Origin of the sequence: Spirochaeta isovalerica (assembly GCF_014207565.1) — a bacterium.
Taxonomy (GTDB): domain Bacteria; phylum Spirochaetota; class Spirochaetia; order DSM-2461; family DSM-2461; genus Spirochaeta_F; species Spirochaeta_F isovalerica.
This window is the reverse complement of record NZ_JACHGJ010000008.1, coordinates 110,742-137,022: the sequence shown is the minus strand read 5'-3', so window position 1 is coordinate 137,022 and position 26,281 is coordinate 110,742. Positions and strand designations below refer to the sequence as shown.

General features: G+C 48.0%; 25 protein-coding genes and 1 riboswitch. Of the genes, 14 read left to right on the top strand and 11 right to left on the bottom strand.

The window, feature by feature from the left end:
- Positions 1-11: 11 nt before the first annotated feature.
- Together HNR50_RS17710 and HNR50_RS17705 are read left to right on the top strand one after the other, a co-directional pair.
- Entirely contained in the window at positions 12-548 is a 537-nt protein-coding gene (locus tag HNR50_RS17710; protein ID WP_184748130.1) for a GNAT family N-acetyltransferase, read from the top strand.
- 142 nt (positions 549-690) lie between these two features.
- Positions 691-1,266: a substrate-binding periplasmic protein gene (locus HNR50_RS17705; protein WP_184748129.1), complete on the top strand. Its 576-nt coding sequence runs from the start codon at positions 691-693 to the stop codon at positions 1,264-1,266.
- A 191-nt stretch (positions 1,267-1,457) separates the two neighbouring features.
- On the opposite strand, the gene HNR50_RS17700 is transcribed toward HNR50_RS17705, so the two are convergent.
- From HNR50_RS17700 to HNR50_RS17675, 6 genes are all read right to left on the bottom strand, one after another.
- Positions 1,458-2,267 (bottom strand): ABC transporter ATP-binding protein, encoded by an 810-nt coding sequence (locus HNR50_RS17700; protein ID WP_184748128.1) that lies wholly within the window; start codon positions 2,265-2,267, stop codon positions 1,458-1,460.
- 1 nt (position 2,268) lies between these two features.
- Positions 2,269-3,279 carry a FecCD family ABC transporter permease gene (locus HNR50_RS17695; RefSeq protein WP_184748127.1) on the bottom strand — a complete coding sequence of 337 codons (1,011 nt, stop codon included), beginning with the start codon at positions 3,277-3,279 and terminating at the stop codon, positions 2,269-2,271.
- 1 nt (position 3,280) lies between these two features.
- Complete coding sequence (locus HNR50_RS17690; RefSeq protein ID WP_184748126.1) at positions 3,281-4,162, bottom strand: ABC transporter substrate-binding protein; 882 nt, start codon at positions 4,160-4,162, stop codon at positions 3,281-3,283.
- A gap of 110 nt (positions 4,163-4,272) precedes the next feature.
- A riboswitch (cobalamin riboswitch) is annotated at positions 4,273-4,456 on the bottom strand.
- A gap of 95 nt (positions 4,457-4,551) precedes the next feature.
- Positions 4,552-5,358 (bottom strand): J domain-containing protein, encoded by an 807-nt coding sequence (locus HNR50_RS17685; protein WP_184748125.1) that lies wholly within the window; start codon positions 5,356-5,358, stop codon positions 4,552-4,554.
- A 48-nt stretch (positions 5,359-5,406) separates the two neighbouring features.
- The gene (locus HNR50_RS17680) at positions 5,407-7,065 is read right to left on the bottom strand and encodes a diphosphate--fructose-6-phosphate 1-phosphotransferase (protein WP_184748124.1); all 1,659 of its coding nucleotides are present in this window, start codon (positions 7,063-7,065) and stop codon (positions 5,407-5,409) included.
- Positions 7,066-7,119: 54 nt separating this feature from the next.
- The gene (locus tag HNR50_RS17675; RefSeq protein ID WP_184748123.1) at positions 7,120-8,403 is read right to left on the bottom strand and encodes a galactokinase; all 1,284 of its coding nucleotides are present in this window, start codon (positions 8,401-8,403) and stop codon (positions 7,120-7,122) included.
- A 105-nt stretch (positions 8,404-8,508) separates the two neighbouring features.
- Here HNR50_RS17675 and HNR50_RS17670 point away from each other — a divergent pair, with 105 nt between their 5' ends.
- The 7 genes from HNR50_RS17670 (at position 8,509) to HNR50_RS17640 (ending at position 14,236) form a co-directional block, all read left to right on the top strand.
- Positions 8,509-9,885: an HD-GYP domain-containing protein gene (locus HNR50_RS17670; RefSeq protein ID WP_184748122.1), complete on the top strand. Its 1,377-nt coding sequence runs from the start codon at positions 8,509-8,511 to the stop codon at positions 9,883-9,885.
- Positions 9,886-9,912: 27 nt separating this feature from the next.
- Positions 9,913-11,127: a mannose-6-phosphate isomerase, class I gene (manA, locus tag HNR50_RS17665; RefSeq protein ID WP_184748121.1), complete on the top strand. Its 1,215-nt coding sequence runs from the start codon at positions 9,913-9,915 to the stop codon at positions 11,125-11,127.
- Positions 11,124-11,573: a YaiI/YqxD family protein gene (locus tag HNR50_RS17660; protein WP_184748120.1), complete on the top strand. Its 450-nt coding sequence runs from the start codon at positions 11,124-11,126 to the stop codon at positions 11,571-11,573. The genes manA and HNR50_RS17660 overlap by 4 nt, the downstream gene beginning before the upstream one ends.
- A 93-nt stretch (positions 11,574-11,666) precedes the next feature.
- Entirely contained in the window at positions 11,667-11,900 is a 234-nt protein-coding gene (locus tag HNR50_RS17655) for a 4Fe-4S dicluster domain-containing protein (RefSeq protein ID WP_184748119.1), read from the top strand.
- A complete protein-coding gene (locus HNR50_RS17650) occupies positions 11,897-12,946 on the top strand; it encodes a 3-methyl-2-oxobutanoate dehydrogenase subunit VorB (RefSeq protein WP_184748118.1) in 1,050 nt (349 codons plus the stop codon). Before HNR50_RS17655 ends, HNR50_RS17650 begins: the two co-directional genes overlap by 4 nt.
- A gap of 4 nt (positions 12,947-12,950) precedes the next feature.
- A complete protein-coding gene (locus HNR50_RS17645; RefSeq protein ID WP_184748117.1) occupies positions 12,951-13,703 on the top strand; it encodes a thiamine pyrophosphate-dependent enzyme in 753 nt (250 codons plus the stop codon).
- Positions 13,703-14,236, top strand: coding sequence for a 2-oxoacid:ferredoxin oxidoreductase subunit gamma family protein (locus tag HNR50_RS17640; protein WP_184748116.1), 534 nt, complete (start codon positions 13,703-13,705; stop codon positions 14,234-14,236). Before HNR50_RS17645 ends, HNR50_RS17640 begins: the two co-directional genes overlap by 1 nt.
- A gap of 3 nt (positions 14,237-14,239) precedes the next feature.
- Here the strand turns inward: HNR50_RS17640 and HNR50_RS17635 are convergent, their stop codons facing one another.
- Positions 14,240-14,431 (bottom strand): hypothetical protein, encoded by a 192-nt coding sequence (locus HNR50_RS17635; RefSeq protein ID WP_184748115.1) that lies wholly within the window; start codon positions 14,429-14,431, stop codon positions 14,240-14,242.
- On the opposite strand from HNR50_RS17635, the gene HNR50_RS22795 reads away from it, so the two are divergent.
- The 3 genes from HNR50_RS22795 (at position 14,406) to HNR50_RS17620 (ending at position 19,375) form a co-directional block, all read left to right on the top strand.
- Positions 14,406-15,305 carry a LuxR C-terminal-related transcriptional regulator gene (locus HNR50_RS22795; protein ID WP_184748114.1) on the top strand — a complete coding sequence of 300 codons (900 nt, stop codon included), beginning with the start codon at positions 14,406-14,408 and terminating at the stop codon, positions 15,303-15,305. The two genes, HNR50_RS17635 and HNR50_RS22795, sit on opposite strands and share 26 nt — an antisense overlap.
- Positions 15,306-15,395: 90 nt before the next feature.
- Complete coding sequence (locus HNR50_RS17625; protein ID WP_184748113.1) at positions 15,396-16,118, top strand: 4Fe-4S binding protein; 723 nt, start codon at positions 15,396-15,398, stop codon at positions 16,116-16,118.
- Positions 16,119-16,189: 71 nt separating this feature from the next.
- Positions 16,190-19,375 (top strand): MASE3 domain-containing protein, encoded by a 3,186-nt coding sequence (locus HNR50_RS17620; RefSeq protein WP_184748112.1) that lies wholly within the window; start codon positions 16,190-16,192, stop codon positions 19,373-19,375.
- A gap of 5 nt (positions 19,376-19,380) precedes the next feature.
- Here the strand turns inward: HNR50_RS17620 and HNR50_RS17615 are convergent, their stop codons facing one another.
- Complete coding sequence (locus HNR50_RS17615; RefSeq protein ID WP_246434070.1) at positions 19,381-20,829, bottom strand: sodium/glutamate symporter; 1,449 nt, start codon at positions 20,827-20,829, stop codon at positions 19,381-19,383.
- 67 nt (positions 20,830-20,896) lie between these two features.
- Here HNR50_RS17615 and HNR50_RS17610 point away from each other — a divergent pair, with 67 nt between their 5' ends.
- A complete protein-coding gene (locus HNR50_RS17610; RefSeq protein ID WP_184748111.1) occupies positions 20,897-22,090 on the top strand; it encodes a lysophospholipid acyltransferase family protein in 1,194 nt (397 codons plus the stop codon).
- Positions 22,091-22,238: 148 nt separating this feature from the next.
- Positions 22,239-22,676, top strand: coding sequence for a hypothetical protein (locus HNR50_RS17605; RefSeq protein ID WP_184748110.1), 438 nt, complete (start codon positions 22,239-22,241; stop codon positions 22,674-22,676).
- A gap of 45 nt (positions 22,677-22,721) precedes the next feature.
- On the opposite strand, the gene HNR50_RS17600 is transcribed toward HNR50_RS17605, so the two are convergent.
- From HNR50_RS17600 to asnS, 3 genes are read right to left on the bottom strand one after another with little or no spacing between them, the layout of a single operon-like run.
- Entirely contained in the window at positions 22,722-23,741 is a 1,020-nt protein-coding gene (locus HNR50_RS17600) for an asparaginase (RefSeq protein ID WP_184748109.1), read from the bottom strand.
- A complete protein-coding gene (locus HNR50_RS17595; protein ID WP_184748108.1) occupies positions 23,738-24,790 on the bottom strand; it encodes a glycoside hydrolase family 18 protein in 1,053 nt (350 codons plus the stop codon). Before HNR50_RS17595 ends, HNR50_RS17600 begins: the two co-directional genes overlap by 4 nt.
- Positions 24,791-24,840: 50 nt before the next feature.
- A complete protein-coding gene (gene asnS / locus HNR50_RS17590) occupies positions 24,841-26,223 on the bottom strand; it encodes an asparagine--tRNA ligase (protein WP_184748107.1) in 1,383 nt (460 codons plus the stop codon).
- Between the last annotated feature and the right edge of the window lie 58 nt (positions 26,224-26,281).

Genomic DNA, 26,281 nt, shown 5'->3' with positions numbered 1-26,281 from the left:
AGGGGGAATCCGTGGACTTTTCTATTTACACTTCGGAACAGATTGAAGAAATCAGGGAAATGTTTGTTAAAACCTTTACAGATTCGGAAGGAGAGAGTGAAGGTCGCTTAATCGGTGATTTGACTTACGATTTTATGACTTCTACAAAAAGTGAAGATCTCTATGGTTTTGTGGCGATGGATGATCAGAAAATCGTAGGGGGCATCTTCTTTTCACGTTTGGCCTTCGACAACGGCACCAGGGCTTTTATTATGGCTCCGGTGGCCGTTCATACCGATTTTCAGGGGCAGGGAATCGGTCAGAAGTTGATCCGCTACGGTCTTGGAAAACTAAAGGAAGAGGGAATTGAAATAGTTGTTACCTACGGAGATATCAATTTTTACTCAAAAGTCGGATTTCAAAAGATAACAGAAGACATCATCAAGGCGCCTTTAAAACTATCCTATCCCGAAGGATGGCTGGCTCAATCATTACTGGGTAATCAGCTTCATCCTATATCCGGCCGGACCTATTGTGTGGAAGAGCTAAAGAAACCCGAATACTGGTAGAATTTAACCTCTCCACAACTCCCGGGGTTGCCTGGAATCAATAAAACAACCCCGGAATTGAGCTGATATGATTCCGTTGGAAAAAACTCCCATATTTGATTTATTACACAATCAGGTATAATAATTAGAGAAGGGTAGCTCAATGGTTCGTCTTGTAAGAATAATTCTCTTTTTTCTCAGTATAATACCGATTGGAGCTGAAAATACTACTTTCACACTTGTCTCTGAGATATGGCCCCCTTTCCGTATTTCCCAAAATCCAGGAGACTGCGATGACTGCGGTATCGATATCGATATTATCAATGAACTGGAAAGACGACTCGATATAACAATAGAAGTTGAATTCTGTCCCTGGGCAAGAGCGCTTGAGGAGATTAAATCCGGAAGATCGGATTTAATCATAGGATTTGCCTATTCAGAAGAGAGAGCTGAATATGCATCTTACGTCCCTGTTTCCTATACATCGGTAGAACCGGTTTTTTACACTCATACAGGTTCCGGGGCTTCTGTTGGAGAGTATGGCGATCTTGCCGATAAATCCATCGGGCTTTCCAGAGATTCGGTCTATTTCGAACCTTTTAATTCCGATGAATCCCTGAATAAAGTCTATCTCAAATCTGAAAAGCAGATTCTCGATATGCTGGCTCTCGGCCGTCTGGAACTCGCTGTGGGGACAAATCCCAACATGGCTTACGATATCGCCCGCTTCGGTTACTGAGACAGGCTGGAATTAACCGGTTTCAAACCTGGTTTTTCAACAGATCTTTTTCTCGCATTTTCCAGAAAATCATCAAAAGTCGATTGGCTTGAATCCTTTGAGAAGGTCATGAGTCAGATGATGGAAGACGGGACGGTGGAAGCAATCCTGAATAAATACAGATGAGTCGTGTGTAAGCGGAAGAACCGATTCTAAAGATTGATAATCTTCTGACCAGCCCTGCTTTTTGCGCCTGGCATAACCATTGGCGTTCCGAACAGAGGGTGACTGGTTACAATAACCGGTATGTCGTATACCTCGGAAATGATTTCTTCCTTCAGCACATCAGCAGGAGTTCCGTAAGAAGCTATGCCGCCTTTTCCCACGAGAGCCAGATGATCGGAATAGAGCGCCGCCGTGTTAAGATCGTGTATGCTGATAATAACGGATATCCCTCTGTCATGAGCCAGATTGGCCACCAGATCGAGGATTTCCGTCTGATATTTTATATCCAGGTGGGATGTCGGTTCATCGAGAAGAAGGACTTCCGGTTCCTGTGCCAGTACCCGGGCCAGGGCGGCGCGCTGCTGTTCCCCTCCGGACAATTCGGTTATGCAGCGTTCAGCCAGATCGGAGAGACCGGTTTTTTCAAGGGCATCCTCCACAATATCCCGGTCTTCGCAGGAAAAAGGAAGAAGCCAGCCCCGGTGGGGAGCCCGGCCGAGTGCGACAAACTGTCTTATGGTAAGCGGTAATGCGCTTCCCGAATCCTGAGGCGTGAAAGCCATTGTCGAAGCGGCTTCCCGGGAGGAAATCTTCCAGAGGTCTTTCGATGCCAGAATGACTTTCCCCTTTTTAGGCTTTATCATACGGGCCAGAGTGTTAAGCAGCGTGCTTTTACCCGCTCCGTTCGGTCCGATCAGTCCCAGGATGGAACCGGGGGTAATGTGAAGATTTATGTTTTCCAGAACATTCCGTCCGCTGTAACCGCAATCCAGGTTTTCCGTTTCCAGTCTTTTCATATCAGCCTCTTAGTTCTCCCTTTCTGGTTTTCAGGAGGTAGAGAAAAAACGCTCCCCCCGTTACCGATGTAATAATTCCCGCCGGAAGCTCCATGGGAGCCACGGCCGTACGGGCAATGACATCGGCCGCCATCAGCAGCAGGGCCCCCGTCAGCATGCTGGCGGGGATAAGCTGCCTGTGAGATGATCCGAAAAAGAGCCTCGCCATATGAGGGGCGACCAGGCCCACGAATCCGATTATGCCGCCGGCAGCGACAGAAGCTGCGGTGGTCAGTGATGCCATAAGAACGATGAGAGCTCTGGTCCGCTTGATGGGCAGTCCCAGACTCCTGGCCGTTTTCTCTCCGCTGGCCAGAGCATCGAGAGGTCGGGAGAGGAGCCAGAGCGCCAGACATCCCAAAAGTATAAAAGGAGCCGTTCCTGTCAGATCTGTCCAGCTTCTGCCCGATAACCCTCCCAGAAGCCAGGTATAGGTTTCATGGAGCGTCTTGTCGGACAAGAGCATAATCAGCGAAACGGCAGAACTCAAAATGGTGCTGAGAGCCGTTCCGGCCAGAAGAAGAGAGACGGTGGAAGTGCTTTCCCCCGATTCCGCTATAAGATAGACGAGAAAAACAGCTCCGATCGAACCGATGAAAGCCGCGACCGGCACGGAGTTGAACGGGCCTATCTGTATGGACAAACCGAAGGCAATGGCCATGGTGGCTCCAAGAGCCGCGCCGCCTGAAGCCCCGACGACGAAGGGATCGGCCAGGGGGTTGCGGAACATTCCCTGGAATGCGGCGCCGGCAGCAGCCAGACCGCCGCCGATAAGCGCTGCCAGAATGACCCGGGGCAGCCGGAAGTTCATGACGATTATGTAATCGGTTCCCTCTTTGACCGCACCGGTGAGGACTTTGAAAACCTCTCCCGGTGAGATGGATACGGCTCCGGCTCCCACGCAGAAAATGGCCAGGATCAGAACCAGTAAGAGAAGGACGCTGATTGACAGAACATACCGGCTCGGTTTCATATCAGAACAGTTCCGGGTACAGGGCTTCGGCCATCATTTCGATCGCCTCTATCATTCTCGGGCCGGGGCGAGATACGATATCCCCGTCGAGAAGTATGATTCTGTCGTTGATATAGGCATCAATCGCATCCCATCCTTCTCTTTCCCTTAGAGCTTCGGAGTTGAGTTTATCTCCATGTGTTTCCGATGCGATGATGGCCTGGGGGTTGCGGCTTACCAGTTCTTCCGAGCTGACCTGGGGATAGTCTCCTTCCACATCGGTAAAGATATTGTTACCGCCGGCATAGCTTATCATCTGCCCCGTGAAGGATTCCGGTCCGGCTGTCATGAGCGGCGCGTCCCACACTTCGTAGAAAACCCGGAGTCTGTCGCCATCGAGCTTTGACAGTTTCTGCTGAACGGCCTCTATTCTCTCTTCGATTTCTTCTGAAAGAGCTTTTCCCTGCTCCTCATGGCCGGTTATCATTCCCAGTTCTTCGATTACCGAGCGAACGTCATCGACTGATTTGGGTTCAATGGACAAAACGGGAATTCCCGCTTCCTTAAGGGTATCGGCAATGGGCTGATGGGCTGAAACTCCGGCGATAACCAGATCGGGATTGAGACTGATTATTGTTTCGATACTGATAGTCTTGGGGGAGAATCCGCCGATGATCTCCCGTGTCGCCGCCTCTGCCGGGTAGTTGCAGTAGCTTGTCACTCCCACGACCTGGTCGCCCGCGCCAATGGCGAAAAGGGTTTCGGTTGTGGAAGGTGACAGGGAAATGATTCTCTGAGGATAGGATTGAACCGGAGTTTCCGCTTCTGTCGTTTTTTCCCGGGATCCTCCGGCCCAGAGCGTCGTGGTCATCAGTAAAATAAACCAGATCGATGCTTTCTTCATGTTGTTTCTCCTTGGGCGGCCTTTTATAAAAAACCGCACTGCAGTCAGGAGGGTATGGTGTTTATTAGTTAAAATAGACAGGCCATACCCGGTCTGAACCTCGCAGACATTATGGGTATTGTATTCAGGCAGGTCTCCTGGCTCCGGAGGATCATGACAGCCGCCTTCCCGGATACAAATAGTTCCAGTGGCATGTGGAGCTGTCAAACTCCGTTACAGTGGCGGGACCGCACAGGATTTCAACCTGTTTCCCTTTTCACGGCTTTTCAGCCGACCTGAATGACTTCGTTATACAACAGGTAGACAATATTGGCAAGGGAAAAAGCCCGGCCATAGGAGAGGTTTGTCTCTTCGGTCTTCACAGAACGGAGTCCCTATCGGATCGGGGCTCAGCTTAAGAGGATGGGGCTTTCCCGATCGGAAAATCCCGGTTTATGGGTAAAGTGCGGAACGGTTTCGCTTTTCCCGCTCAAAATCATATGTATGGCTCCCAGATAGTGATAGGACATATTGAGCGATTCGTAAATGCAATCCATTAATGTCAGTTCCGAGCCGGGGAGTTTTTCCTGAAGATCACTCAGCCTGATTCCGTTGATAAATTTATCCAGACGCAAGCGGATCTTGTAGAAATACCCGTTAAAGCTCATATAGGGATTGTGATGGAAGGGATTGAAGCTCTTTGTCAGGGTTTCATAGGACTGGCGGTTGTCAATCAGACGGGCCTGGAAAAAGTAATCCCCGTATCCCGCAGGGGTCAGGACCCAGCGGTCTATGAAAATCAGTATTGTCAGAAGCCATCTTCTTATACTGGCGCCGCTGTACTTCCTGATATCAAGGTCGGCTTTGTTTTTCCCCGGTGTGAAAATATCCTCGATCTCCCAGAAAATGAAATTCAGCCGTGAACAGAGAGTCTCTACAGCCGATTCATCATCTGTGGCACCCGAAGCCGGGCCAGACTGAACCGGCTGGATCCTGCTGTTTTCCAGATAATTGTCGTACTGTTTCCGCTTCTCTTCCCGGGAAAGTATCGAGTAGGCTTCGTGGATAGACCGGAAGATAAGTCCGGACCGCGATGAACCGGAGTTCTTGTCGGGATGGTGGATTTGAGCCAGTTTGCGGAATGCCGCTTTTATCTGTTCCTGTGATGAGGTACGGTCGACATTCAGTATTTCATAGTAATTTTTCAATCGGCTCATAAATAAAACAGGGAGGCTCCTGTGAACCTCCCCGCGATTATCAGATTGTTATGCTTTTTCCGCAAGCAGTGTTTTGGTAGGCTGATCGCAGACTTCCGTCGGTCCGTAGTACTGGATGGCGCCGGGGAATGTGTAAGCTGTTTCCACAGCCCATTTGTCTCTCTGGGAAGCGAAGAGCTTGAAGGGCGCTCCGTCCAGTTCAACCAGAGCCTTTTTTATAACGGGCTTCATGTGTCCGTGTCTCTGCTCCATGTTCATCATCATGGTCAGGGGAACGCCGCCGGCAACCCACTGGTCGGCCGGTTTGTGAAGTTCCGCCACGTTGGAAATGTATCCGGTCAGTCCCTGAGCCAGAAGAATAAAGGCGGAATAACCGAGAGAGTAGCAATAGTCCGCATCGAAGTTGGAGGGGAAGGCGCATCTTCCTTCATATCCGAAGAAGTGGGCCTGAGTGCTGAACTTGCCGTTGTATTTGCCTTCGGCTTTAAGCTCTTTCAGTCTCTTTCCGACCATTTCGATAATCATTTTTTCTGTTTCGATAAGGGAAACCTGAACGTTTCCGTGGGGGTCTCTGTCCATAAGAAGCTGCGCCTGGATTCCCGCAGGAAGGCTAGTGAATACGGGAGCCGCTTCCGCTGACAGTTTTCCCGCCAGCCATGTTTTCTGTGCTTCCCCATCTTCGAGCGCGGCGAACTCATCGGCGTCATGGGCCAGAAGGTCGTTGATTTCGGCGATCAGTTTACCCACTTCGGGGATAAATTCTATCAGTCCTTCGGGAATGAGGGCCACGCCGAAGTTGTCTCCCCTGGCGGCTCTCTTCACGATAACCTGGGTTACGTCTTCCACGACCTGGGCCAGCGTCATCTGTTTTTTCTCGACTTCTTCAGAGATGATGCAGATGTTGGGCTGAGTCTGGAGCGCGCATTCGAGACCGATGTGCGAGGCGCTTCTACCCATCAGTTTGATGAAGTGCCAGTATTTCTTCGCCGAGTTGGCGTCTTTTTCAATATTACCGATAAGCTCGGAGTATGTTTTTGTCGCGGTGTCGAAACCGAAGGAGGTTTCGATATATTCGTTCTTCAGATCGCCGTCGATGGTCTTGGGAGCTCCGACGACAGTGATGCCCGCATTTGTCTTCTTAAAGTATTCGGCGAGAACCGCGCCGTTCGTGTTGGAATCGTCACCGCCGATGATGATTACCGAATTGATGCCGTTGGCTTCGCAGACTTTTCTGGATTTCTCGAAATGCTCTTCCGTTTCCAGTTTGGTCCGTCCCGAACCGATCATATCGAATCCGCCGGTGTTGCGGTATTCATTCATAAACTTGTCATCGATCTCTACAAGATCGCCGTTGATGATTCCATCAGGCCCGCGGAGAAATCCGAAGAGTTTATTGCTGCTGTTGGCTTTTTTCAGAGCATCGTAAATTCCCGCAATAACGTTGTGGCCGCCGGGGGCCTGTCCGCCTGAAAGGATGACTCCCGCGTTAATGGTTTTGGACGCGAAATCATTGGACCCTTCGGTAAATCTGGCAATAGGGGCGCCGTAGGTATTTTCAAAAAGGGCTTTGACTTCAGCCTGGTCCGCGATGGATTCCGTGGGGGCACCCATGGAACAGGTTATTTTTGTTATGTCGCCTCTCAGTGCTGTGGGAAGTTTGGGCTGGTAGCTGTACCTGGCCTTCTGCAATGCAGAAATATTACTCATTTCATTCTCCTGTCATTAATTACAATATTCAAATTCATATCAATTTTTAAGTGTTTAAGTCAATAGAACCGGACCGGCTGAGGCTTCCCGGATTTTCAGCATCCTGACCGAATCCTCTCCGAAAATCGAACCCATGAAAAGCTGGAAATCTTCAGCTCTGTCCCGGGGGACATAAGCCTGAATGGTACCGGCGAATCCTCCGCCGTGAACGCGGCAGACGCCATGTCCGTCGAGAAATCCTTCACAAATAGCCAGGCCGACGGGAATCCCCTGTTTTTTCACATCTTTTGCGGAATAACAGTTCTGCAGGTATTTGAAAGAGGAGTTGCCCGAACGGCTGACCAGTTTCAGGTAAGTTTCGAAGTCATTGTGGAGAAGGCAATCTATCATTTCCTTTACTCTTCTGTTTTCTCTGAAGAAATGAATGGCCCTGAGAAAAGTCCTGTCTCCGAACTTTTCCCTTATGGCGGGCATTTCCGCCAGAAGATCCACTTCGGTGGTTTCCCGGCATATATTCTTTCCCAGGACCGATGCCGCTTCTTTCATTTCAGCCGGAATGGAGTTGAAATCTTCATCCAGGCGGCTGTAACTGCCTCCCGTATGAATGATGAAAAGCTCATATTCGAAATCATCAAAGTACAGGTCTATGGGCGTTATCTGCGGCGTTTCCCCTTCCCGGAAATCCATTGCGATTATCCCGCCGGTACCGCAGGCGAGGGGGTCCATCAATCCGCAGTGCTTGCCGAAGTAATGGTTCTCCGCTTCTTTTCCGAAAAGGGCCAGTTCGGTAATGGACACAGCGTTATCGTTGTAGAGACTGTTGAAAATCGTTCCGAGCAGGATCTCGATACTGGCCGATGAGCTCAGACCCGAACCCGGAAGGACGTCCGAAACGATGGAGGCTTTGAATCCTCCGATCCTATAGCCCTTCCTGGCCAGGGATGCGGCAACTCCGCGAATGAGGGCTTCTGTCTTTCCCGACTCGTCTTCTCTCTTTTCCAGGTCTGTCAGATCAACTTTAAAAAGGGGGAAATTTTCCGAATTCACTGTAACGACGGTGTCATCGGTTTTGGTTACCACAGCAACGGAATCCACATTTACAGCTGCGGCCAGAACAATCCCGCCATTGTGGTCCGTCTGGTTTCCTCCCAGCTCAGTCCGCCCGGGGCTGCTCAGAATCATGGCTTTTTCCACATTGAAAAAGGCTTTATGCCAATTGAGCAGATTTATATAGCGCTGCCTCTGTGTTCCCACATTGGCCGTGCCGTATAGTTCGGAAAGTCTGTCATCGTAAAAAAAATCTCCCAGCCTTTGAACCGCATCATCTATTTTTTCCAAGTTTCACCTCTTTTCAATCCTTATAATAGCGGATAAGCTAATTTAATTCCAACAACAGTCGATTATAAAATCAGTTCATCAAAATACAGGATATACGCTTTACCTATGAATAATAGCACTGTCTCCATGGAGAAAGTACGGAAACTCGACGAGCGGGTTTTTCAGGAACTTCTCCGTGTGAATTGTTCTCTTCTCTGTGTGAATAAAGCCCGGGGGAAGAGAAGAACCATACCGCTGAGAGCTCTCTATGAAAACGACAGGGAATTCTGGCTCCGCGAAAGTTCCGAATGGAGCTATTTCGTCGATTCTTCCTTGATAGATCACATTAACGATGGTCTTAAAGCAGTCGATCTGGAACTGGAAAAACGGTTGACCCGCCATGAGGAATCCATCGAGAAGGAATTGTCCGGAGAGTACTCTCTGCTCCGGGAAATCCCTCCGGGAGAGCGGATAAACGCCTTGCGGGAAACCCTCGAAAAAATCAACAGGCTCATAGAATCGCGTCATTTCTCCGATCAGGAAAAGCGCGATGTTCTGGTTGAAGCGTCCTATTATTCCTGGCTGGTCAACAAAGTCACGCTTGAAGAAGTTTCAGGGCTCAGCGACCGTGACGCCAGATTGGCTTCTGAAGAAGTCGCCCGCATGACGGAGAAAATTGTCGATGCCTTAAGTGATGTTCTTTCGGAAGAGGATGAACGCTATACCTATATGCACTCCCTTATGGATAAATCGAACGGATCAACTGTCCGCCATATGGTGAGGACTTTTGTCATGGCGCACCGGTTTATCCTCTTTTTTAACAGACAGATGAACGAAAAGGGATTGGCTTCCCGTCTCAGGGCCGATTTCGGACTCTACCGCAAGTGGTATGCTTCCCTGCTACCCGGGATTCCGGAACAGGATCTGACGCTCGAACATATATTCAAGGGCGGCATCAGGCCTGTCAGCGAAAAAGAACTGAAAGTGTATTCAGCGGGATTCCTTCTCCACGATATCGGCAAACAGCGCTATATCAACTACTTTGAAGGAGCGGAAGGATATGACAGCCGCAAAGTCGAAGCTCATGCCAAAACAGGTTTCCGCATGTTGCTGCAGAAGAGCGTTTACTCACGCAAAATCGCTGCAATCGCGGGATTTCATCACGAGTATTACGGTCATGAGAGCGGATACGGATATTACAGGGAACTGAAAGCGCTCATGCAGCTAGATAACTGCAATCATCGCCACAATTCCTGTATATCCTATGATCTTGATGATTTGAACCGTTTTGAATCGCTGGCTTATCTTCCGGTGAAATTTCTTGAAATCGTCGATGTCTATGATGCCGTAACCGATCCTGTCCGGACATATAAGCGCCATATGAGAACGGGAGAGGCTCTGAAGTTTATCAGAACCGAGTTTGTGGATAACAACAAAAAGCTCGACATTATTCTCTTTGACCTTTTCGTCCGCTTTATGGCTTCCGAAAGACCAGTTGTCTGAAAGAGCTCTTTCAATTAAACTTTAAATATGAAAGAAATCAAACTCTTCAAAATGAAGAATGTCATCCAGGAATACGCCTGGGGTTCTCCCGACGCCATTCCCGGACTCCTGGGGATAGATAATCCCGAAAAAAAGCCTAAAGCCGAATTATGGATGGGAGCTCATGGCAAAGCGCCTTCCCGGATTGAGCAGGGAAATAAAGAGATCCCTCTCGATCAATACATAAGGGAGAATAAAGTAGCCGTTCTCGGCGGAAAACTTGCTGAAAAATACGGAAACCTGCCTTTTTTATTCAAAGTCCTTGCCGCCGGCAGTCCGCTTTCCATACAGGTTCATCCAAATAAGAAACAGGCCGAAAAGGGATTCGCCAGGGAAAACAGCCTGGGTATAGCCATCGATGCCTTCAATAGAAATTACAAGGATGACAATCATAAACCGGAAATTATCTGCGCCCTGACGGAGTTCTGGGCCATGAGAGGATTCAGGCCTTTTCAGGATATTGCGGATCGCTTCGAAGCTCTGGATATTCCTTCCTTCCGCAGAGAGACAGCGGCATTCAGATCGAACCTCACCTCCGAAGGACTGGAAACTTTTTTCAACGCCCTCATGTCGCTGGAGGGTGAAAAAAAGGACAGATTCATTCGAGAGCTGACCGGAGCCGCTGCGGGAATACAGGGCGATGAGTACCAATGGGTTCTCCGCCTTTATGAAAAATACAGTGACGATGCCGCCATTGCCGCCCCATTATATCTGAATCTCCTGAAGCTGGAGCCCGGACAGGCCCTTTATCTATCGGCCGGAGAACTGCACGCCTATCTGGACGGTCTGGGAATGGAACTCATGGCCAGTTCCGACAACGTTCTGCGCGGAGGGCTGACGCCGAAATACATCGACCGCGAGGAACTGGGAAACATTGTCAATTTCAACGGCTCCGAGCCGGAAATCCTTCAGGCCCGGGCCACTGATCCCCTTACAGAAATTTACAGGACACCTTCAAAGGAGTTCGAACTTGCGAGACTTTCTCTCCGAAGAGGAGGGGCCTCCTATGATACGGCTTCCATAGGGTCAGTGCAGATTTTATTTCTGACAGAAGGCTCAGCCGATTTTACTTCAGCCGATGGAGAAATCCTGCATGCGGAGAAAGGGGAGTCTCTGTTCATTCCCGCGGGAGCTCCATCGTGGATGGTAGAAGGAGATGCCCTCATCTTCAGAGCTTCCGTTCCGGAGGATGGCGCTTTATGAGGGTCTGGGTCGATGCCGACTCCTGTCCCCGCCCTGTCAGAGAGATTGTGGAACGGGCGGCGAAAAGGGAATCCATTCCGCTGATATATACAGCCAACAGACCAATCCCCATGGAGGAGAACGAACTTTTCTCCATGGTTGTCACCGAATCGAAGGACCAGAGCGCCGATCTCTACATCGTCGACAATGTGAGAGGGGACGATCTAGTCATAACCCGCGACATTCCGCTGGCCGACCAGCTCGTAGAAAAGGATATAGCTGTTCTCAATGACCGCGGCGTGCTCTATACGAGAGAAAATATCAAGGAACGTCTTTCCGTCAGAAACTTTATGTATGAGCTCCGGGAATACGGCGGAGGCGTGGAGAGACACAGTGCTTTCGGACCGAAAGAGAAGCAGGCTTTCGCCAACGCATTCGATAGACAACTAAGAATAATGTTGAAATAATTATCGCAAAATACTCTTTTCGAAAAAAAAGCTACCGGTTGCTCCGATTTATGTGGTACAATGATCACATAGAAAAACATAAGGGAGATAAAAATGGCTAGAGGTAGACCAGAGATTGATATCGAGAGATGTAAGGGCTGCGGTTTATGTACAGCTGCCTGTCCGCAGAAAATTCTCGAAATGTCCATCGAAACCAACAATCAGGGGAATAGCTATTCCTATTGTATCGACCTGTCAAAATGCACAGGGTGCTCCATGTGCGCCGTCCAGTGCCCCGATTCAGCTATACAGATATATAAAATCAAAGAGGAGGCGGCCAAAGCATGAGTAAATCAGTTCTAATGAAAGGGAACGAAGTTCTGGCGGAAGCGGCCATCCGGGCCGGATGCACCCATTACTTCGGATATCCCATAACTCCGCAGAATGAAATTCCGGCTTATATGTCCAAGGAAATGCCCCGGAGAGGCGGTTGTTTTCTTCAGGCGGAGAGCGAAGTCGCCGCTATTAATATGGTTTTCGGTGCTTCCGGAGCCGGAGCCCGGGTTATGACCTCATCATCATCGCCGGGTATGTCTTTGAAACAGGAGGGAATCTCCTATCTGGCCGGCGCGGAACTGCCCTGCGTTGTGGTCAATATGATGAGAGGCGGTCCCGGTCTCGGCGGTATCGCCGGTTCCCAGGCCGATTATTTCCAGGCGACGAGAGGAGGCGGTAACGGGGATTACAGAACCATCGTACTGGCTCCCGGTAACGTTCAGGAAATCGCGGACCTCACAGTTCAGGCCTTCGATCTGGCAGATAAGTACAGAATGGTTGTCATGATTCTGGGAGACGGTTATCTGGGTCAGATGTCCGAACCGGTCATCCTTCCCGAACCGGATATTAAACCGGTTCCCAAGCCCTGGGCTGTTTCAGGCGCCAAAGGGAGAGAGCCCAACAAGGTTATGTCTCTCCGCCTGACGCCGGAAGATTATCTGGAAAAACACAATATCCATCTTCAGGAACTCTATAAAAAAGTGGAAGGCGAAGCGACTCAGTCCGAGTCTTTTATGACCGATGACGCCGATTACCTGATCGTCTCCTATGGAACGTCCTCCCGTATTGCGCGGAAAGCTGTAAAAATGCTGCGCAGGGAAGGTGTAAAAGTCGGACTGTTCCGGCCGATTACACTCTGGCCTTTCCCCATGAAGGAACTGCATGAACTTTCGAAAAAAGTGAAAAAAGTCCTTACGGTGGAAATGAGCGCCGGACAGATGCTGGAAGATGTCAATATCGCTGTAAACGGTGTCACCGAAGTGGATTTCCTCGGTAAACTGGGCGGAGCTCTGCCCGAAGCGAATGAAATTGTTAAAATAGTAAAGAGCTACGGGTGATAAAATGACGGAAGAATTAATATATACCAGACCAGAATCGTTAAAAGAAAAGAAAACCCACTACTGTCCGGGATGCGGACACGGGATTATTCACAAGCTTCTCGCAGAGGTTATGGATGAGCTCGGTATCCGGGAAGAGGCCATTGTCGTCGCTCCGGTAGGATGTTCGGTGCTTATTTATGACTATATCAATGCCGATGGCATCGAAGCGGCTCACGGTAGAGCGCCCGCTGTCGCTACGGGAGTCAAACGGGTACATCCCGATAAAATCGTCATTTCCTATCAGGGAGACGGCGACCTGCTGGCGATCGGTACGGGCGAAACCATCCACGCGGCCAACAGAGGGGAAAACATATCAGTCATTTTCGTCAACAATGCCATTTACGGTATGACCGGCGGCCAGATGGCTCCGACTACCATGTCTGAGCAGATAACGAAAACCACTCCTTACGGCCGCGACGTTGAGGATGTGGGGTACCCCATCAGGGCCTGTGAGATGATGAACACTCTTGTCGCTCCGGTCTACATCGAGAGGACTTCTATTCACGACGTCAAGAATATAAGAAAGACAAAAAAGGCGATCAAAAAAGCACTGCAGAATCAGATGGAAGGAAAAGGGTATTCCTTTGTGGAAATCCTCTCTACCTGTCCTACCAACTGGGGCGTAGCTCCGGTTAAAGCCGCCCAATGGGTGGAAAGCGCTATGGTTCCCTATTATCCCCTCGGAGTATTCCGCGAAGAAAAGGAGAAAATCTGATGCATGAAGAAATAATCATTTCGGGATTCGGCGGTCAGGGCGTTCTCCTCGCGGGCAAGCTGCTCTGCATAGCGGCAATGAGAGAGGGAAAACACGTGTCCCATATTCCCTCCTACGGGGCGGAAATGCGCGGGGGAACAGCTCATTGCAAGGTGATAATATCCGATGAGGAGATATCCTCTCCCGTCATTGAGCATCCCACTATCGTTATCGCTCTCAACACTCCGTCCATGCACAAGTTCGAGCCGAAAATGGCGGAAGGCGGAATGATGCTTTACAACAGCTCTCTTATCCAGGACAAGCCCTCGCGGTCTGACATCAAAGTGGAGAGCGTCAATGCCAATGATATATCCGAAGCGGCCGGTTCGCTGAGAGCTGCCAATATGGCGGCATTGGGCTATCTTCTTAAAGTCAAACCGGAAATCGCTTCCATGGACGCTTTGAAAGAGGCGCTCGATGAAGCTATCTCGGCGAGAAACAAGAAGCACAACCCGATCAATATCAAGATTATGGAAGCCGGCTACCAGAGCTGATCTTCAGCCCCCGAAATCGGGGGCTTTTTTTTCACCATATGCAGAAGCCTGCGGTGACTCAGGTATTTCAAGCGTCCAATCGACAGCCGATAAGGGCTCCGGTCTCTTTTCCCCGGCATATTTGAGATTGATAGATGCCCGGTTCGTGCGTATGATGATGGATATGAATGTGAGTTCTTTTGTGCTGGCGACCATTTCCATTTTATCCGGGGCTTTTTCGCTCGGTGCCGTTTCGATAGTCTATATGCAGTTCAGGACGCGGATCGTCAGGTTTATGCTGCTTTTTATCCTGTCTCTTTTTCTTATTTCTACAGGGTTCTGGTCCAGCGCGCTGATCCGGATCCCCGGTTTGTCCCGGGAGTCAGTTGAGCCTTTTCTTCTCCTTTTGCAGTCAGCGGGAAGCACCATCAATATTATCGTGCTCCCCTATTTCATGGCGGCGCTGATTAATCTCTCTCTCCCGCCATCGGCCTGGAAACTTGTCTGGCTCTGGAACAGTCTGTTTATTGCCGGTATTGTCATCTCCTATCTTCTGCCCGGCTTTACCCGTTTTCTTCCCCTTATGGGTGCCATGCTGGTTATAACGATTGTGTTCTGGCTGATCGTCGCCGGATTGAGGAGAAGAACGATCCGGGATAGGCTCCTGAAAAAATCGATTCTGTTTTTTATTATCGCCTCGGCAGCTTTTGTGCCGCTGCTCGTATTGGATATGATGATAACTTCAATCCCCATACAATCCCTCTCTTTTCTCGATAATTTCAGTCTGCCCGTCTATCTTATGACTATCAATGCGGGCAGTTTTCTTTTTGCCGGTTCTTTTCTCAACAGAGACCCTCTGGCGGATGAATCGGGAGTCACCGACCGCTTCCGGCAGACTTATAATATTTCAGAAAGAGAAACGGAACTGGTTAACAAACTTCTGGAAGGATTAAGTAACAGGGAGATTGCCGATCAGTTATGCATTTCTGTCAAAACAGTGGAAAACCACCTCTACAACATTTACCGGAAAACGGATGTTTCAGCACGCGGGCAGCTTATCCATATGCTGCACAGCTGGGAAAAGGGGTAGGGGAAAACACCCAGAGGGCGATTTGAGTGGTTTCCTCTATTTTATCTTTGTCTGTTACGGCTGAAGATAGGAGAAACGGAGGTTATCAAAATGTACCGGAAGATACGTAATGCGGTTTCTTTATTGTCCCTTATTCTCTTTCCCCTGACTTTTTATTATTTCTCGCCGGTTCTGCCTATGCAGGGGGCATCGGAAGGCCTTATTGCCGGCAGCCTGATCTTATTTCTCTTTCTTTTCCTTTCTTCTCTTGTAACGGGCCGGCTTTTCTGTTCATGGATTTGTCCGGCCGGGGTTATTCAGGATATAGCGGGGCAAAGCAGAACAAAAGCTGTTAAAGTCAGGTCTATTTCCTGGATTAAATACCTGGTTTGGATTCCATGGCTCTTGCTTGTCCTTTTTCTTTTCCGCAGAGCCGGAGGGATACAGGGGGCGGATTTTTTCTATCAGACGGAATACGGAGTATCTCTTACCCGTTTTGCCGATGCAGTTATTTATGGAATCGTCATTCTCGTTTTTTATCTGATGTCCATGATTTTCGGAAGGAGGGCTGCCTGCCATACAATCTGCTGGATGGCTCCCTTCATGGTGCTGGGAAAGAAAACAGGGGAAATTTTCAGAATTCCTTCATTGAAAATTAAGACAGATCCGGAAAAGTGTGTTTCCTGCGGCCGTTGTTCTTCAGTCTGTCCTATGAGTCTACCCGTCGAATCATATGGAAAAAAAGGAAAATTGAACGATGCCAACTGCATTCTCTGCGGCCGCTGCATCGAAGTGTGCAAAAGAAATGTTTTTACATTCCAAATCATGAAATAGTTTGCAAAGACCGGACGGTTCGACATAATTTATAAAGTACAAAAATAAATTATATATTCTGCAAGGACTGTATGTATCATTATAGAGACATTATAATGAAGCTGATCCGGTCTCATTACATCTTATTGGTGCTTTTCCTTCTGATAGCGCTTTTTGTTTCTTCGCAAATAAACTATCTTCTCTTTCACAGTCTCGTGGAACTTTTTTCGATTATTGTCGCCGGCAGCGTTTTTTTTCTTGTCTGGAATGCCAGGAGTTATATCCATTCGCCTTTTGTCATAATTATCGGAACCGCTTCATTATTTATCGGTTTTTTTGATTTGCTGCACACACTTTCCTATACGGGAATGAATATCATTGTTGAACAGTTAAATGGAAATCTGGCAACGCAGCTTTGGATTGTCAGCCGGTATATGGAGAGCCTTGCTTTTCTGGCCGCATTCATTTTTGCAGGAAAGATGACGAAAGCTCATAATATTTTCGTATTCCTCTTTTTCACATCGCTTTTTCTTATGCTGGTTCTCTTTTACTGGCAGATATTTCCGGTCTGTTTTATCGAAGGGGTCGGGCTGACTCCTTTCAAAGTCTACAGCGAGTATCTAATCTCATTTATATTCCTGCTGGCGATCTTTTTTGCTATTCGCCATAAGAAGATGATGAACCGGGAAGTCTATAAAATGATTATCATCATGATGACTCTGAGTATTCTTTCCGAACTGTCATTCACATTTTATGTCAGCGCATACGGGATATTCAATTTTATAGGTCATGCATTCAAACTGTTCTCTTTTATCTTTTTTTACAAAGCCATTCTGGTTACGGGAATTTTAAAGCCACAGAATCTCTTCTACAGCATGCTGGAAAATGAAGAGGAAAGGCGTAGGCAGAACGAGTTTATCCTCATGACCATGGCGAAAAATTATCCCGAATCCTATTTGCTGATTGTAGAGAAAAACTTAACAATCAGTTTCTCTACGCGTAACAGGGAGGCAACTGAGGGATATGACACTCTGGAGGAACTGTTCGGTGAAATGAAAGATGAAATCATTGCCAGAATCAATGATGCTTTTCTCGGAAAACAGAAACATTTCGAATTGAGCCGTAAAGGACAGTACTTCCAATACAAGACGGTTCCTCTATTTACAAAAGATGAAAGTGTCGAACGGGTCCTTCTCGTCGTTGAAAATATTACGGAAAGGGTCAAAGAAGAGAAAATGGAGCAGGCAAGATGGAAGTTTAACGATTTTGCCGGTAGGCATACTCTGGAAGAACTGCTTCGATACTTTCTCGACGAAGCGGAGGCTCTTACAGGCAGCCGCATGGGATTTTTCCATTTTGTAGACAGAGATCAGAAAAATGTGACTCTACAGACATGGTCCACCAATACGCTGCAGACAATGTGCAAAATCGGTAAAAAAGGACCTGAAAGGCACTATGCCATAGACGATGCGGGAATCTGGGTCGAATGTGTCCGCGAAAGAAAGCCTGTTATCCATAATGATTACCAGACTGTCGCGGGACGAAAAGGACTGCCCGAAGGACATGCTCCTGTGCTCAGGGAACTTGTGGTGCCTGTCTTCCGCAATAAGAAAATCGTGGCCATTCTGGGGGTCGGAAATAAGGAAGAGCTCTACAATGAGGATGATTTGAAGACTGTCAACGATCTGGCCGATCTGGCCTGGGACACCATTGTCAAAAAACGGACGGAAACGGCTCTGGAGGAACGTGAAAAGAGATTGCGCAATCTTGAAACGGCTCTGGAGCAGAGTCCTGTTTCCATCGTCATTACCGATAAAGCCGGCCGGATCGTCTACGTAAACAGAAAATTCTGCAATATAACCGGGTATGGAGAGGATGAGCTTCTTGGAAAGAACCCGAAGATTCTCAAGTCCGGAGAAACTTCGGAAGAACAGTATAAGGAAATGTGGGGGACAATCAGTTCCGGGAATACCTGGAAAGGAATATTTCACAACAGGAAGAGAAATGGAGAACTGTACTGGGAAGATGCTGTCATAGCCCCTGTTTTTGATGCAGGCGGGGCCATTTCTCATTATGTCAGTGTGAAAGAAGACATTTCCAGGAGACTGGAAGAGGAAGAAAAGCGTAAAGATCTTGAAGAGCAGCTTCAGCATCAGGGTAAGATGGATGCTCTGGGACAGCTGGCAGGGGGAATGGCTCATGATTTTAATAATACATTGAGCGGCATTATCGGAGCGGCGCAACTCCTGAGCGATTCATCTGTTTCCCTGGATGAGAAAGGAGAGAAATACGTCAATATGATCCTCCAGGCGGCTGTGCGGGCCGCCGATCTGACAGCCAAGCTGCTGACTTTCTCCCGAAAAGGGAAAGTCGATTTCCACACTGTGAATTTACACGAACTGATTGATGAAGCCGTCTCGATTCTCAAGAGGACCATAGATAAAAAAGTGGCCATAAATGTGGAGAAAGAGGCTGGTAACTTTCTTGTCGAAGCCGATTATTCATCACTGGAAAACAGTCTCATGAATCTTTGCATCAATGCGGGACACGCCATGCCCGACGGGGGATCCATCACAATTATCACTGCGAATGTTCAACTGGATGATAGGTATTGCAGGAACAGCGCCTTTGAACTGTCTCCCGGTGAATATATCCGACTGGAAGTCGTTGATACCGGTACGGGAATCCCCTTGAGAATCCAGAAAAAGATATTTGAGCCTTTTTTTACAACCAAAAAGCGCGGTAAAGGAACCGGGCTGGGGCTTTCTTCCGTTTATGGAACAATTCAGGAACATCATGGAGAAATCTCCGTGTACAGTCAGGAAGGGGAGGGAACGTCATTCCACCTCATACTTCCCTGCAGCCGGCAAAGGGTGTCCGGCGGTGATAACAGCAGAGGGACGATCAAAGGCTCCGGTTTGATTCTTCTTATCGATGATGATGAGTTTAACAGAAACATCGGCCATGATTTGCTGACCGATCTCGGTTATGATGTCCTGCTGGCGGAGAACGGAAGGGAAGCCATCGAAATATTCATAAAAAATAAAAATGAAATCAGGCTTGTTCTCACCGATATGATTATGCCGGAAATGAACGGCCGGGACACATTTAAAATACTTCGCAAAATCGACAGGAATCTGAAAATAATACTGGTATCCGGTTTTGTCAGCAAAGAATCCTATGAAGATCTGGTATCCCTGGGCCTCAATGGATTTATCCAGAAGCCCTACAGGATTGATGAATTAAGCCATATGATAGACAGAGTTCTCAACGGCTGAGATTCTTATTTCTGAATCAGCAATGTATTCCACATGGTCCGTTTGCCCTTTAAGAGTTTTCGGCCGGAAATGAGGAAAATGGATACCAGCATAAACAGAACATAGGCGGCGATTACCGCGAAGGACATATACATCCATTTGGGATCGCCTGTCTGAAACGCCTTGGAGGGAAAATTAATCGTCAGAATAAAGGGTATGAACATAAAGAACGTCAGACCCGAGGCATAGCTGTAATCTTCCGCGACAGGAGTTTCAAAATCCGGATCGACAACTCTGAGAAGTGCCAGGCCGGTGGAGAGCGTTCCCGTCGACACACCGAAGAGAAGAATCATGCGGATAAACGGGTAATCGGTAAACATGCGGGAGCACATCCAGGGGGTCGTTATAATCGTGACCGCACCGCCGAGCAGGACTGCTACGAGTATGGGGAACCAGTAGTTCATAACGATAACAAGGGAGATGGCAGCGATGGCGCTGGTTACCATGACATCGATAGACACTCCGGAAATACGGTGCATGCTGTGGTTGTCTACAATGTACTGGAGTTTTAACAGTTTCAGAAGGTTTTTTACGATGATGCCGCTAAGCGCCGCAAAAACGAAGCTTATGCCCCAGAAATTTTCCGCCAGTTCCATACCAAGAGGCCCGGCGAAAGAAAGAAGGAAACCGATCAGTTTGAGCATGAGGAAAGTAAACAGATAGGTGAAGAAAACCAGTCCGACATGGAGCGTCATGGAATCGATGGCTTCCGACTGGGTGGAGAGGTAGGCTCCAACAGGTTTCTCGCTTTCTGTTTTATAGATACCCGTACGGGAACGGTCCTTTTTCAGCTGATCGAGTTGTTCCTGTGTAATCCATCCTTTTTTTACACCGTAATTGATGAGGTAGATGCCTCCGATGCTGCAGAAGATAAATCCTATGGCGGCAAAGGTCAGTCCAATGGATCCGGCATCCTGTATGCCGAAGTTCTTCCAGCTCTCGCCTATGGCGTAGGCCTGTCCCGGTCCCTGGGCAAATCCCAGCGGCAGAAGGTACCCGAAAGAATGAAAAAGTTCGGGGCGCACAGTGTAAATGAAAACCAGAGTAACGCCGATGCCGATAATGACCTGCAGAATCATCTGGCTGATGATAACTACGGAGGTGGCGTAAATGTTTTTCCCTCTTTTTCTGTTTTTCCATTTGTTGGTTCGCAAAGTTATGGCAATGAAGGAAATGCTGAGCATATGATAGGCTAATTCTCCCAGTCCCATAGAGGAAATTCCCAAACCGGGCAGAACAAAATTATAGAGGGGAAGCAGTAAAAAACCGGCGATAATGGAATTGGGGATAAGGAATTTCTGAAAAAAAACAATTTTGCTTCTCAGCCAGGTGGCAGTCAGCAGAGCAAGGGATATAATCCCGATATCGATAAAAAAGGTCCATGAAAAAATCATATCGACTCCAATGTAATTCATTGTATTTCTATTTTTACATATAGTATATATAATTAACTATATAACATATTTGTAAAAGGTTAAAGTTTTGTCAGAAGATTATACAAAGGATTATAGGGAATCCCTGCTTTACAAATTCCTGAGAAGTCTGGTTAAAAATGTCGTTATGCCCTATTACAGGGTAAGCTGGGTCAATAAGGAGGCGGTGGATAAGCTGGAGAAGCCCTATCTGGTCCTGCCGAACCACAGCGGTTTTTTTGATCCCTTTTTTCTCAATGCGCCGGTAAAGGAAAAGTTCCACTATGTGGTTTCCGACACTCAGTTCCGTTCCCCCCTGATGCGTTTTCTGCTCGGGCAGACCGGCGCCATCCCCATAACGAAAAACACGAATGATCTGAAATCAGTCAAGAAGATGACCGATGCTTCCAGAGCGGGCCGGGTCGTGGGAATTTTTCCCGAAGGTCTGAGAAACTGGGACGGCGAAACCCTTCCTCTGATTGAATCCACGGCCAAGCTGGTGCGCATGCTCAATGTTCCCGTCGTGGTTCCTCTGCTGGAAGGCGCGTATCTTATGGACCCGCGATGGGGAACATCATTGCGCCGCGGCAAAGTGGTCATCACTTATAAAATTCTCTTCGATGGACAGCGTCCGGGAAGAATGAAGATAAGTGAAATTTCCTCAGCTTTGAAAGAAGCGCTGGATCATAATGAGTTTACATCTGAAACATTAAAAGGTGTCAAATTCAAAAGCCGAAAAAGAGCGGAAAACATCGAACAGATTGTTTATCTTTGTCCGGAATGCCATTCCATCAGTTCATTTAAATCCAAAGGAAATGACTTCAGTTGCAGCAAATGCGGATACTCGGTTCACTATACGGAAGAAGGACATTTTCGCGCTTTAAAAGGCAAAGATCATTTTGATAATATGGCGGAATGGAATAAATGGCAGAAAGGAGAAGCGGTAAAGATTCTCCAGAAAGATCATGGCGAAGAACCGATCTTTTCCGATTGCAATCTTATTCATTCCATGCCCGATGAAAAAGGCGCTTTCCGCAAAAAAGGAAAGGGCTGCTTATATTTTTACAAAGATAAAATCGAATATCGCGATGAAAGCGGATATCTTTTCATTTACAAACTGGAAGGCATTTCGGGAATGAATGTGCAGCTTCATGAAAGACTGGAGTTCTATTATGAAAAAGAACTGCACAGGTTTCACAGTAAGAAAAGAGTTTTTTCCGCCAGAAAAGTGAATGATTTTTATGAATTGAGCATGGATCTCTGAGTGTGGGAAGATTTCATTTTATTCTTTTAATTTAACAATTAATAAGGATTTCAAATCTTTTTAATATGTTATCGTATTAAACATTTTGACTCTTTATTGCTCTTGGTTTATCTTTTAAAACAACAGTATTAAAAACAAGAGGCACAAAATGGCAAAAAGAAAAACTTTTGAAGAGAAAAAAGCAGAGTTTATTAAAACTCATCTTGAAAATGATAAATGGAGTTATACTCAGGAATGGTTTGATAAATTATCCGATGATGATTTGAAAATGCTTATTGAAACTAATCTGGCAGGTTTGAAATACAATACAAAACGGGTTGCCAAAAAGTATTTATCATTTCGTGAAGTTAAAAAAGAAGATGTGAAAAAATCCGGTAGAAAGAGAGGGGAAATTGCTTATACCGATGATCAGATTAAAGCAATAAATACCATTCTCAATTCAGCCGATCCTACAAAAATAAAGCTTAAAACTAAAAACGGAACTTTTACAGTCGCCAATAAAGGAATCTCTTTTACCGCTCTCGATTCAGAGGGAAACAGAGTGAAAGTCGCAGGGGCGAAAATTACCGGAATAACCGGAGCTTGATTCTCCTGATCAAATAAAAAAGAGTGGCGCAAACCACTCTTTTTTTTATTCGTCTATTTCAGCCATATCCCTGGCAACGGGCGTGGTAAAAATGGAATAGATCAGTTCTTTTTTATCCCTGGGATTCAATAAACTGAAATCCTTTTTCACTTTGCCGCAGGCATACATGAGCTTTTGAACAGCCGCCTGATGGCTCAGGTCTTTGGCCTCTATAGCTCCCGCTTCATGAGCCGCCTTGCCGACAGCATACTGGTCAATCATCGTGCTGCCTTTATGGCATACTGTGGCCACGACCATGGGGATACCCCGGTCGCTGAACTTCTTCATCGTATCGATGAGCCGCGACTGGATGTTTCCCGTTCCGAATCCCCCGATAACAATTCCCGAAAGATCGGCATCCAGAAGATGGTCCAGAACATCGATGGAAGAACCGGAGGTCTGCCGCATATAGACTATTCCCGAGTCGAAATCGGTAAAGAGAACCGGATTGCCTTTAAAGCGCCTGATCCGGTGATCCAGAAGGCTGAGGGTAACGCCCAGCTCTCCCACAGGCGCCAAACGGGGAGAGGAGAAGGCGTTAAAGCCGTGGGTATTCTCCTTTACCGCGCGGGATCCTCTCAAAATGCGGTCGCCGAAACAGATAACCGTTTCGCCGATATCCCTTGTCGCCGCCTCCACGGAATAATAAAGATTGTTGATGCCGTCGGGACCGGGGGAGAATATGGGAAGCTGGGCGCCGGTTATGACAATGGGCTTCCCGAGATTCTGGATCATATAAGTGAGAGCGCAGGCCGTGTCGGCCATGGTATCGGTTCCGTGGAGAACGACAAAGCCGTCATACTCGTGGTGGTGTCTGTAAATTTCCGTAGCGATGGACGCGCGGTATTCCGTCGTCATATCGGTGCTGTCGATGCGGTCCATTCTGGTAAAGGAGAGATCGGCGAGATTCTCGAGATTGGGAACCATATCGATGTATTCGTTTACAGCGGGCTTGAGAACCCCCGTATTGTCGGGCTTCTGGCTGATGGTGCCCCCCGTATCTATAATCAGAACTTTCTTTTTCATTTAATCTCCTCCCTGATGGCTTTCAGCAGAGAACGGCTGCCGATGGAATCCTGTCCGAGTTCCCAGATCATTATACCGCCCAATCCCTGCTCCAGGGCATAGGCTGTTTTTCTTTTCACCGTATCTATTCCGTTGAAATAAATACCGCCTGCTTCATCCTGAGAGGGAGAAAGGGTAAACTCCTCAACGAGCTGCCGGTAGATTTTGGTTCTGGACCAGTACTGCGGATCCAGTCCGCTGAAGATCCTTCCGTAAAAGGGAATCCCCAGATTGATTTTCCCCGGTTCAACATTGTATTTAATCTGCAGATATTCGCTGGCTTCCACCGCGCTCTCATAAGTGCTGTGCCGGCCGAAATTGTCATAGGCCATAAGATTTATTCTGTCCAGCTTTGCCAGCACATCTTCGCTTAAGGGCTTGAAACGGCTTACCGCCGCGCTGATGGAAAGCCCCTGCGGGGACATAAGCAGCGCCGCATCATCGATCAGCTTTTCGAAAAGCGTAAGCTGTTCTTCATCTTTAGGGTATTCCCAATCAAAATCGATACCGGAAAATCCCTCGGCCAGGGCGTAATCGAGCAGCTCTTCGAGAAACTTTTTTCTGGTGTCATCATCTTCGCTGACAGCCACAAAGTTGACCGAATTGCCGGACAGGGCGAGGATTAATTCTGTCCCGTATAGATGCTTAATATTATTAAGCCGGTTCAGATCTCTCTGGTCGACATTTATCCTGTCCAGGGTTCCGTCGCTGTTGGGGATGACAGAAAAATAGATGAGCCGGTCTACGTTATTTCCGTACCAGGATTCGATGGATTCATAGAGATAACCTTCGGGAAATGACGTATAGGCAAACTCCAGATTGGACTGGCTGATGTATCTGGGCGCAGTATAATCGGGACTGAAGCCGGAGAGATCCAGAACCGGGGAACCGACGGCTCTGACGGCGCTTTCCAGTCTGTAGGAGGGGAGATATCCCGTAATCTGTAATGTATTGGCAAAGAGAGTAGAGAATGCAAAGAATAGTGCAGCAATAAATAGGCTTCTTTTCAATTTTTGCTCCGAATTTAAAAAGGGGCCGAAGCCCCCCTATGGTCAGGAATTTAGAAATTACAGTTTTTGGGAGTTCTGGCGTAGGGGATGACGTCCCTTATATTGGCCATACCCGTAACGTACTGGATCATTCTCTCGAAGCCCAGACCGAATCCCGCATGGGGAACCGTTCCGTATTTTCTCAAATCCAGGTACCAGTCGTAATCCTCTCTGTTCAGCCCCAGTTCGTCGATGCGGGCGATAAGAGTTTCGTAGCTGTCCTCTCTCTCGGAGCCGCCGATGATCTCTCCGATTCCCGGAGCCAGAACATCCATGGCGCGAACGGTTTTTCCGTCTTCGTTGAGCTTCATGTAGAAAGCTTTTATCTCTTTGGGATAGTTGTAGACGATGACCGGTCTTTTGTAGACCTCTTCGGAGAGGTAGCGCTCATGTTCCGAAGCCAGATCGATGCCCCAGGAAACGGGGAACTCGAATTTGGCGTTGGCTTTTTCAAGCTCCGCAATGGCTTCCGTATAAGTGACTCTGGCGAAATCAGCCGATGCAACTCCGCGAAGCTGATCGAGAATGCCTTTGCAGACCCACTTGTTGAAGAACTCCATGTCTTCGGCGCAGTTTTCCAGCACGTAGCTTATGATGTATTTGAGGAACTCCTCCGCCAGATCCATATCCCCGTTGATATCGCAGAACGCCATTTCGGGCTCTACCATCCAGAACTCGGCGAGGTGTCTGGTCGTGTTGGAGTTTTCCGCCCGGAAGGTGGGTCCGAAAGTGTAGACATCGCCCACGGCCGTGGCGTAAGTCTCAGCCGAAAGCTGTCCGCTTACGGTGAGGGACGCTTTCTTGCCGAAAAAGTCCCGGGAATAATCGATGCCGTTCTGGCTGTTGAAGGACTCGAAGGGGAGGGTGGTTACCTGGAACATCTCTCCGGCGCCTTCCGCGTCGCTTGCCGTGATTATCGGCGTGTGGAGATTGACGAATCCTCTCTCCTGAAAGAATTTGTGGATGGCGAAAGCCATGGCGCTTCTGACGCGAACGACCGCGCCGAAGGTGTTGGTTCTGCCTCTCAGGTGCCCGATCTCACGGAGAAACTCATTGGAGTGTCTCTTTTTCTGAAGGGGATAATCCTCGGGACAGTCCCCGATAATGATGATCTCTTCGGCCCGCACTTCGACGGACTGACCCTGCCCGGGAGACTCGACGAGAATCCCTTTTACTTCGATGGAAGCGCCGGTTGCGGCTCTGCGGAGCACATCCTGATCGGTGACGATTTCCTTATCGACAAAAACCTGCAGATTGCTCATGCAGGACCCGTCGTTTATGGCTATAAAGGCATTGGCTTTGGAATCCCTGTTGGTTCTGACCCAGCCCTTAACTGATATTTTCTGTTCTTCCGCTTTTGTCTGTAATATTTGTTTAATTCTCATGTGGGACATTATATATATTGGCCGAAGCCGGCGCAACGAAAAGTTAGAAGAAAAACGTAAAAAGGCT

Excerpts from the sequence above, each read along its gene's own strand:
- HNR50_RS17705 (WP_184748129.1), top strand. The coding sequence starts at position 691 with ATGGTTCGTCTTGTAAGAATAATTCTCTTTTTTCTCAGTATAATACCG.
- HNR50_RS17700 (WP_184748128.1), bottom strand. The coding sequence starts at position 2,267 with ATGAAAAGACTGGAAACGGAAAACCTGGATTGCGGTTACAGCGGACGG.
- HNR50_RS17695 (WP_184748127.1), bottom strand. The coding sequence starts at position 3,279 with ATGAAACCGAGCCGGTATGTTCTGTCAATCAGCGTCCTTCTCTTACTG.
- HNR50_RS17690 (WP_184748126.1), bottom strand. The coding sequence starts at position 4,162 with ATGAAGAAAGCATCGATCTGGTTTATTTTACTGATGACCACGACGCTC.
- HNR50_RS17685 (WP_184748125.1), bottom strand. The coding sequence starts at position 5,358 with ATGAGCCGATTGAAAAATTACTATGAAATACTGAATGTCGACCGTACC.
- HNR50_RS17680 (WP_184748124.1), bottom strand. The coding sequence starts at position 7,065 with ATGAGTAATATTTCTGCATTGCAGAAGGCCAGGTACAGCTACCAGCCC.
- HNR50_RS17670 (WP_184748122.1), top strand. The coding sequence starts at position 8,509 with ATGAATAATAGCACTGTCTCCATGGAGAAAGTACGGAAACTCGACGAG.
- manA (WP_184748121.1), top strand. The coding sequence starts at position 9,913 with ATGAAAGAAATCAAACTCTTCAAAATGAAGAATGTCATCCAGGAATAC.
- HNR50_RS17660 (WP_184748120.1), top strand. The coding sequence starts at position 11,124 with ATGAGGGTCTGGGTCGATGCCGACTCCTGTCCCCGCCCTGTCAGAGAG.
- HNR50_RS17655 (WP_184748119.1), top strand. The coding sequence starts at position 11,667 with ATGGCTAGAGGTAGACCAGAGATTGATATCGAGAGATGTAAGGGCTGC.
- HNR50_RS17650 (WP_184748118.1), top strand. The coding sequence starts at position 11,897 with ATGAGTAAATCAGTTCTAATGAAAGGGAACGAAGTTCTGGCGGAAGCG.
- HNR50_RS17645 (WP_184748117.1), top strand. The coding sequence starts at position 12,951 with ATGACGGAAGAATTAATATATACCAGACCAGAATCGTTAAAAGAAAAG.
- HNR50_RS17640 (WP_184748116.1), top strand. The coding sequence starts at position 13,703 with ATGCATGAAGAAATAATCATTTCGGGATTCGGCGGTCAGGGCGTTCTC.
- HNR50_RS17635 (WP_184748115.1), bottom strand. The coding sequence starts at position 14,431 with ATGGTCGCCAGCACAAAAGAACTCACATTCATATCCATCATCATACGC.
- HNR50_RS17625 (WP_184748113.1), top strand. The coding sequence starts at position 15,396 with ATGTACCGGAAGATACGTAATGCGGTTTCTTTATTGTCCCTTATTCTC.
- HNR50_RS17620 (WP_184748112.1), top strand. The coding sequence starts at position 16,190 with ATGTATCATTATAGAGACATTATAATGAAGCTGATCCGGTCTCATTAC.
- HNR50_RS17615 (WP_246434070.1), bottom strand. The coding sequence starts at position 20,829 with ATGAATTACATTGGAGTCGATATGATTTTTTCATGGACCTTTTTTATC.
- HNR50_RS17605 (WP_184748110.1), top strand. The coding sequence starts at position 22,239 with ATGGCAAAAAGAAAAACTTTTGAAGAGAAAAAAGCAGAGTTTATTAAA.
- HNR50_RS17600 (WP_184748109.1), bottom strand. The coding sequence starts at position 23,741 with ATGAAAAAGAAAGTTCTGATTATAGATACGGGGGGCACCATCAGCCAG.
- asnS (WP_184748107.1), bottom strand. The coding sequence starts at position 26,223 with ATGTCCCACATGAGAATTAAACAAATATTACAGACAAAAGCGGAAGAA.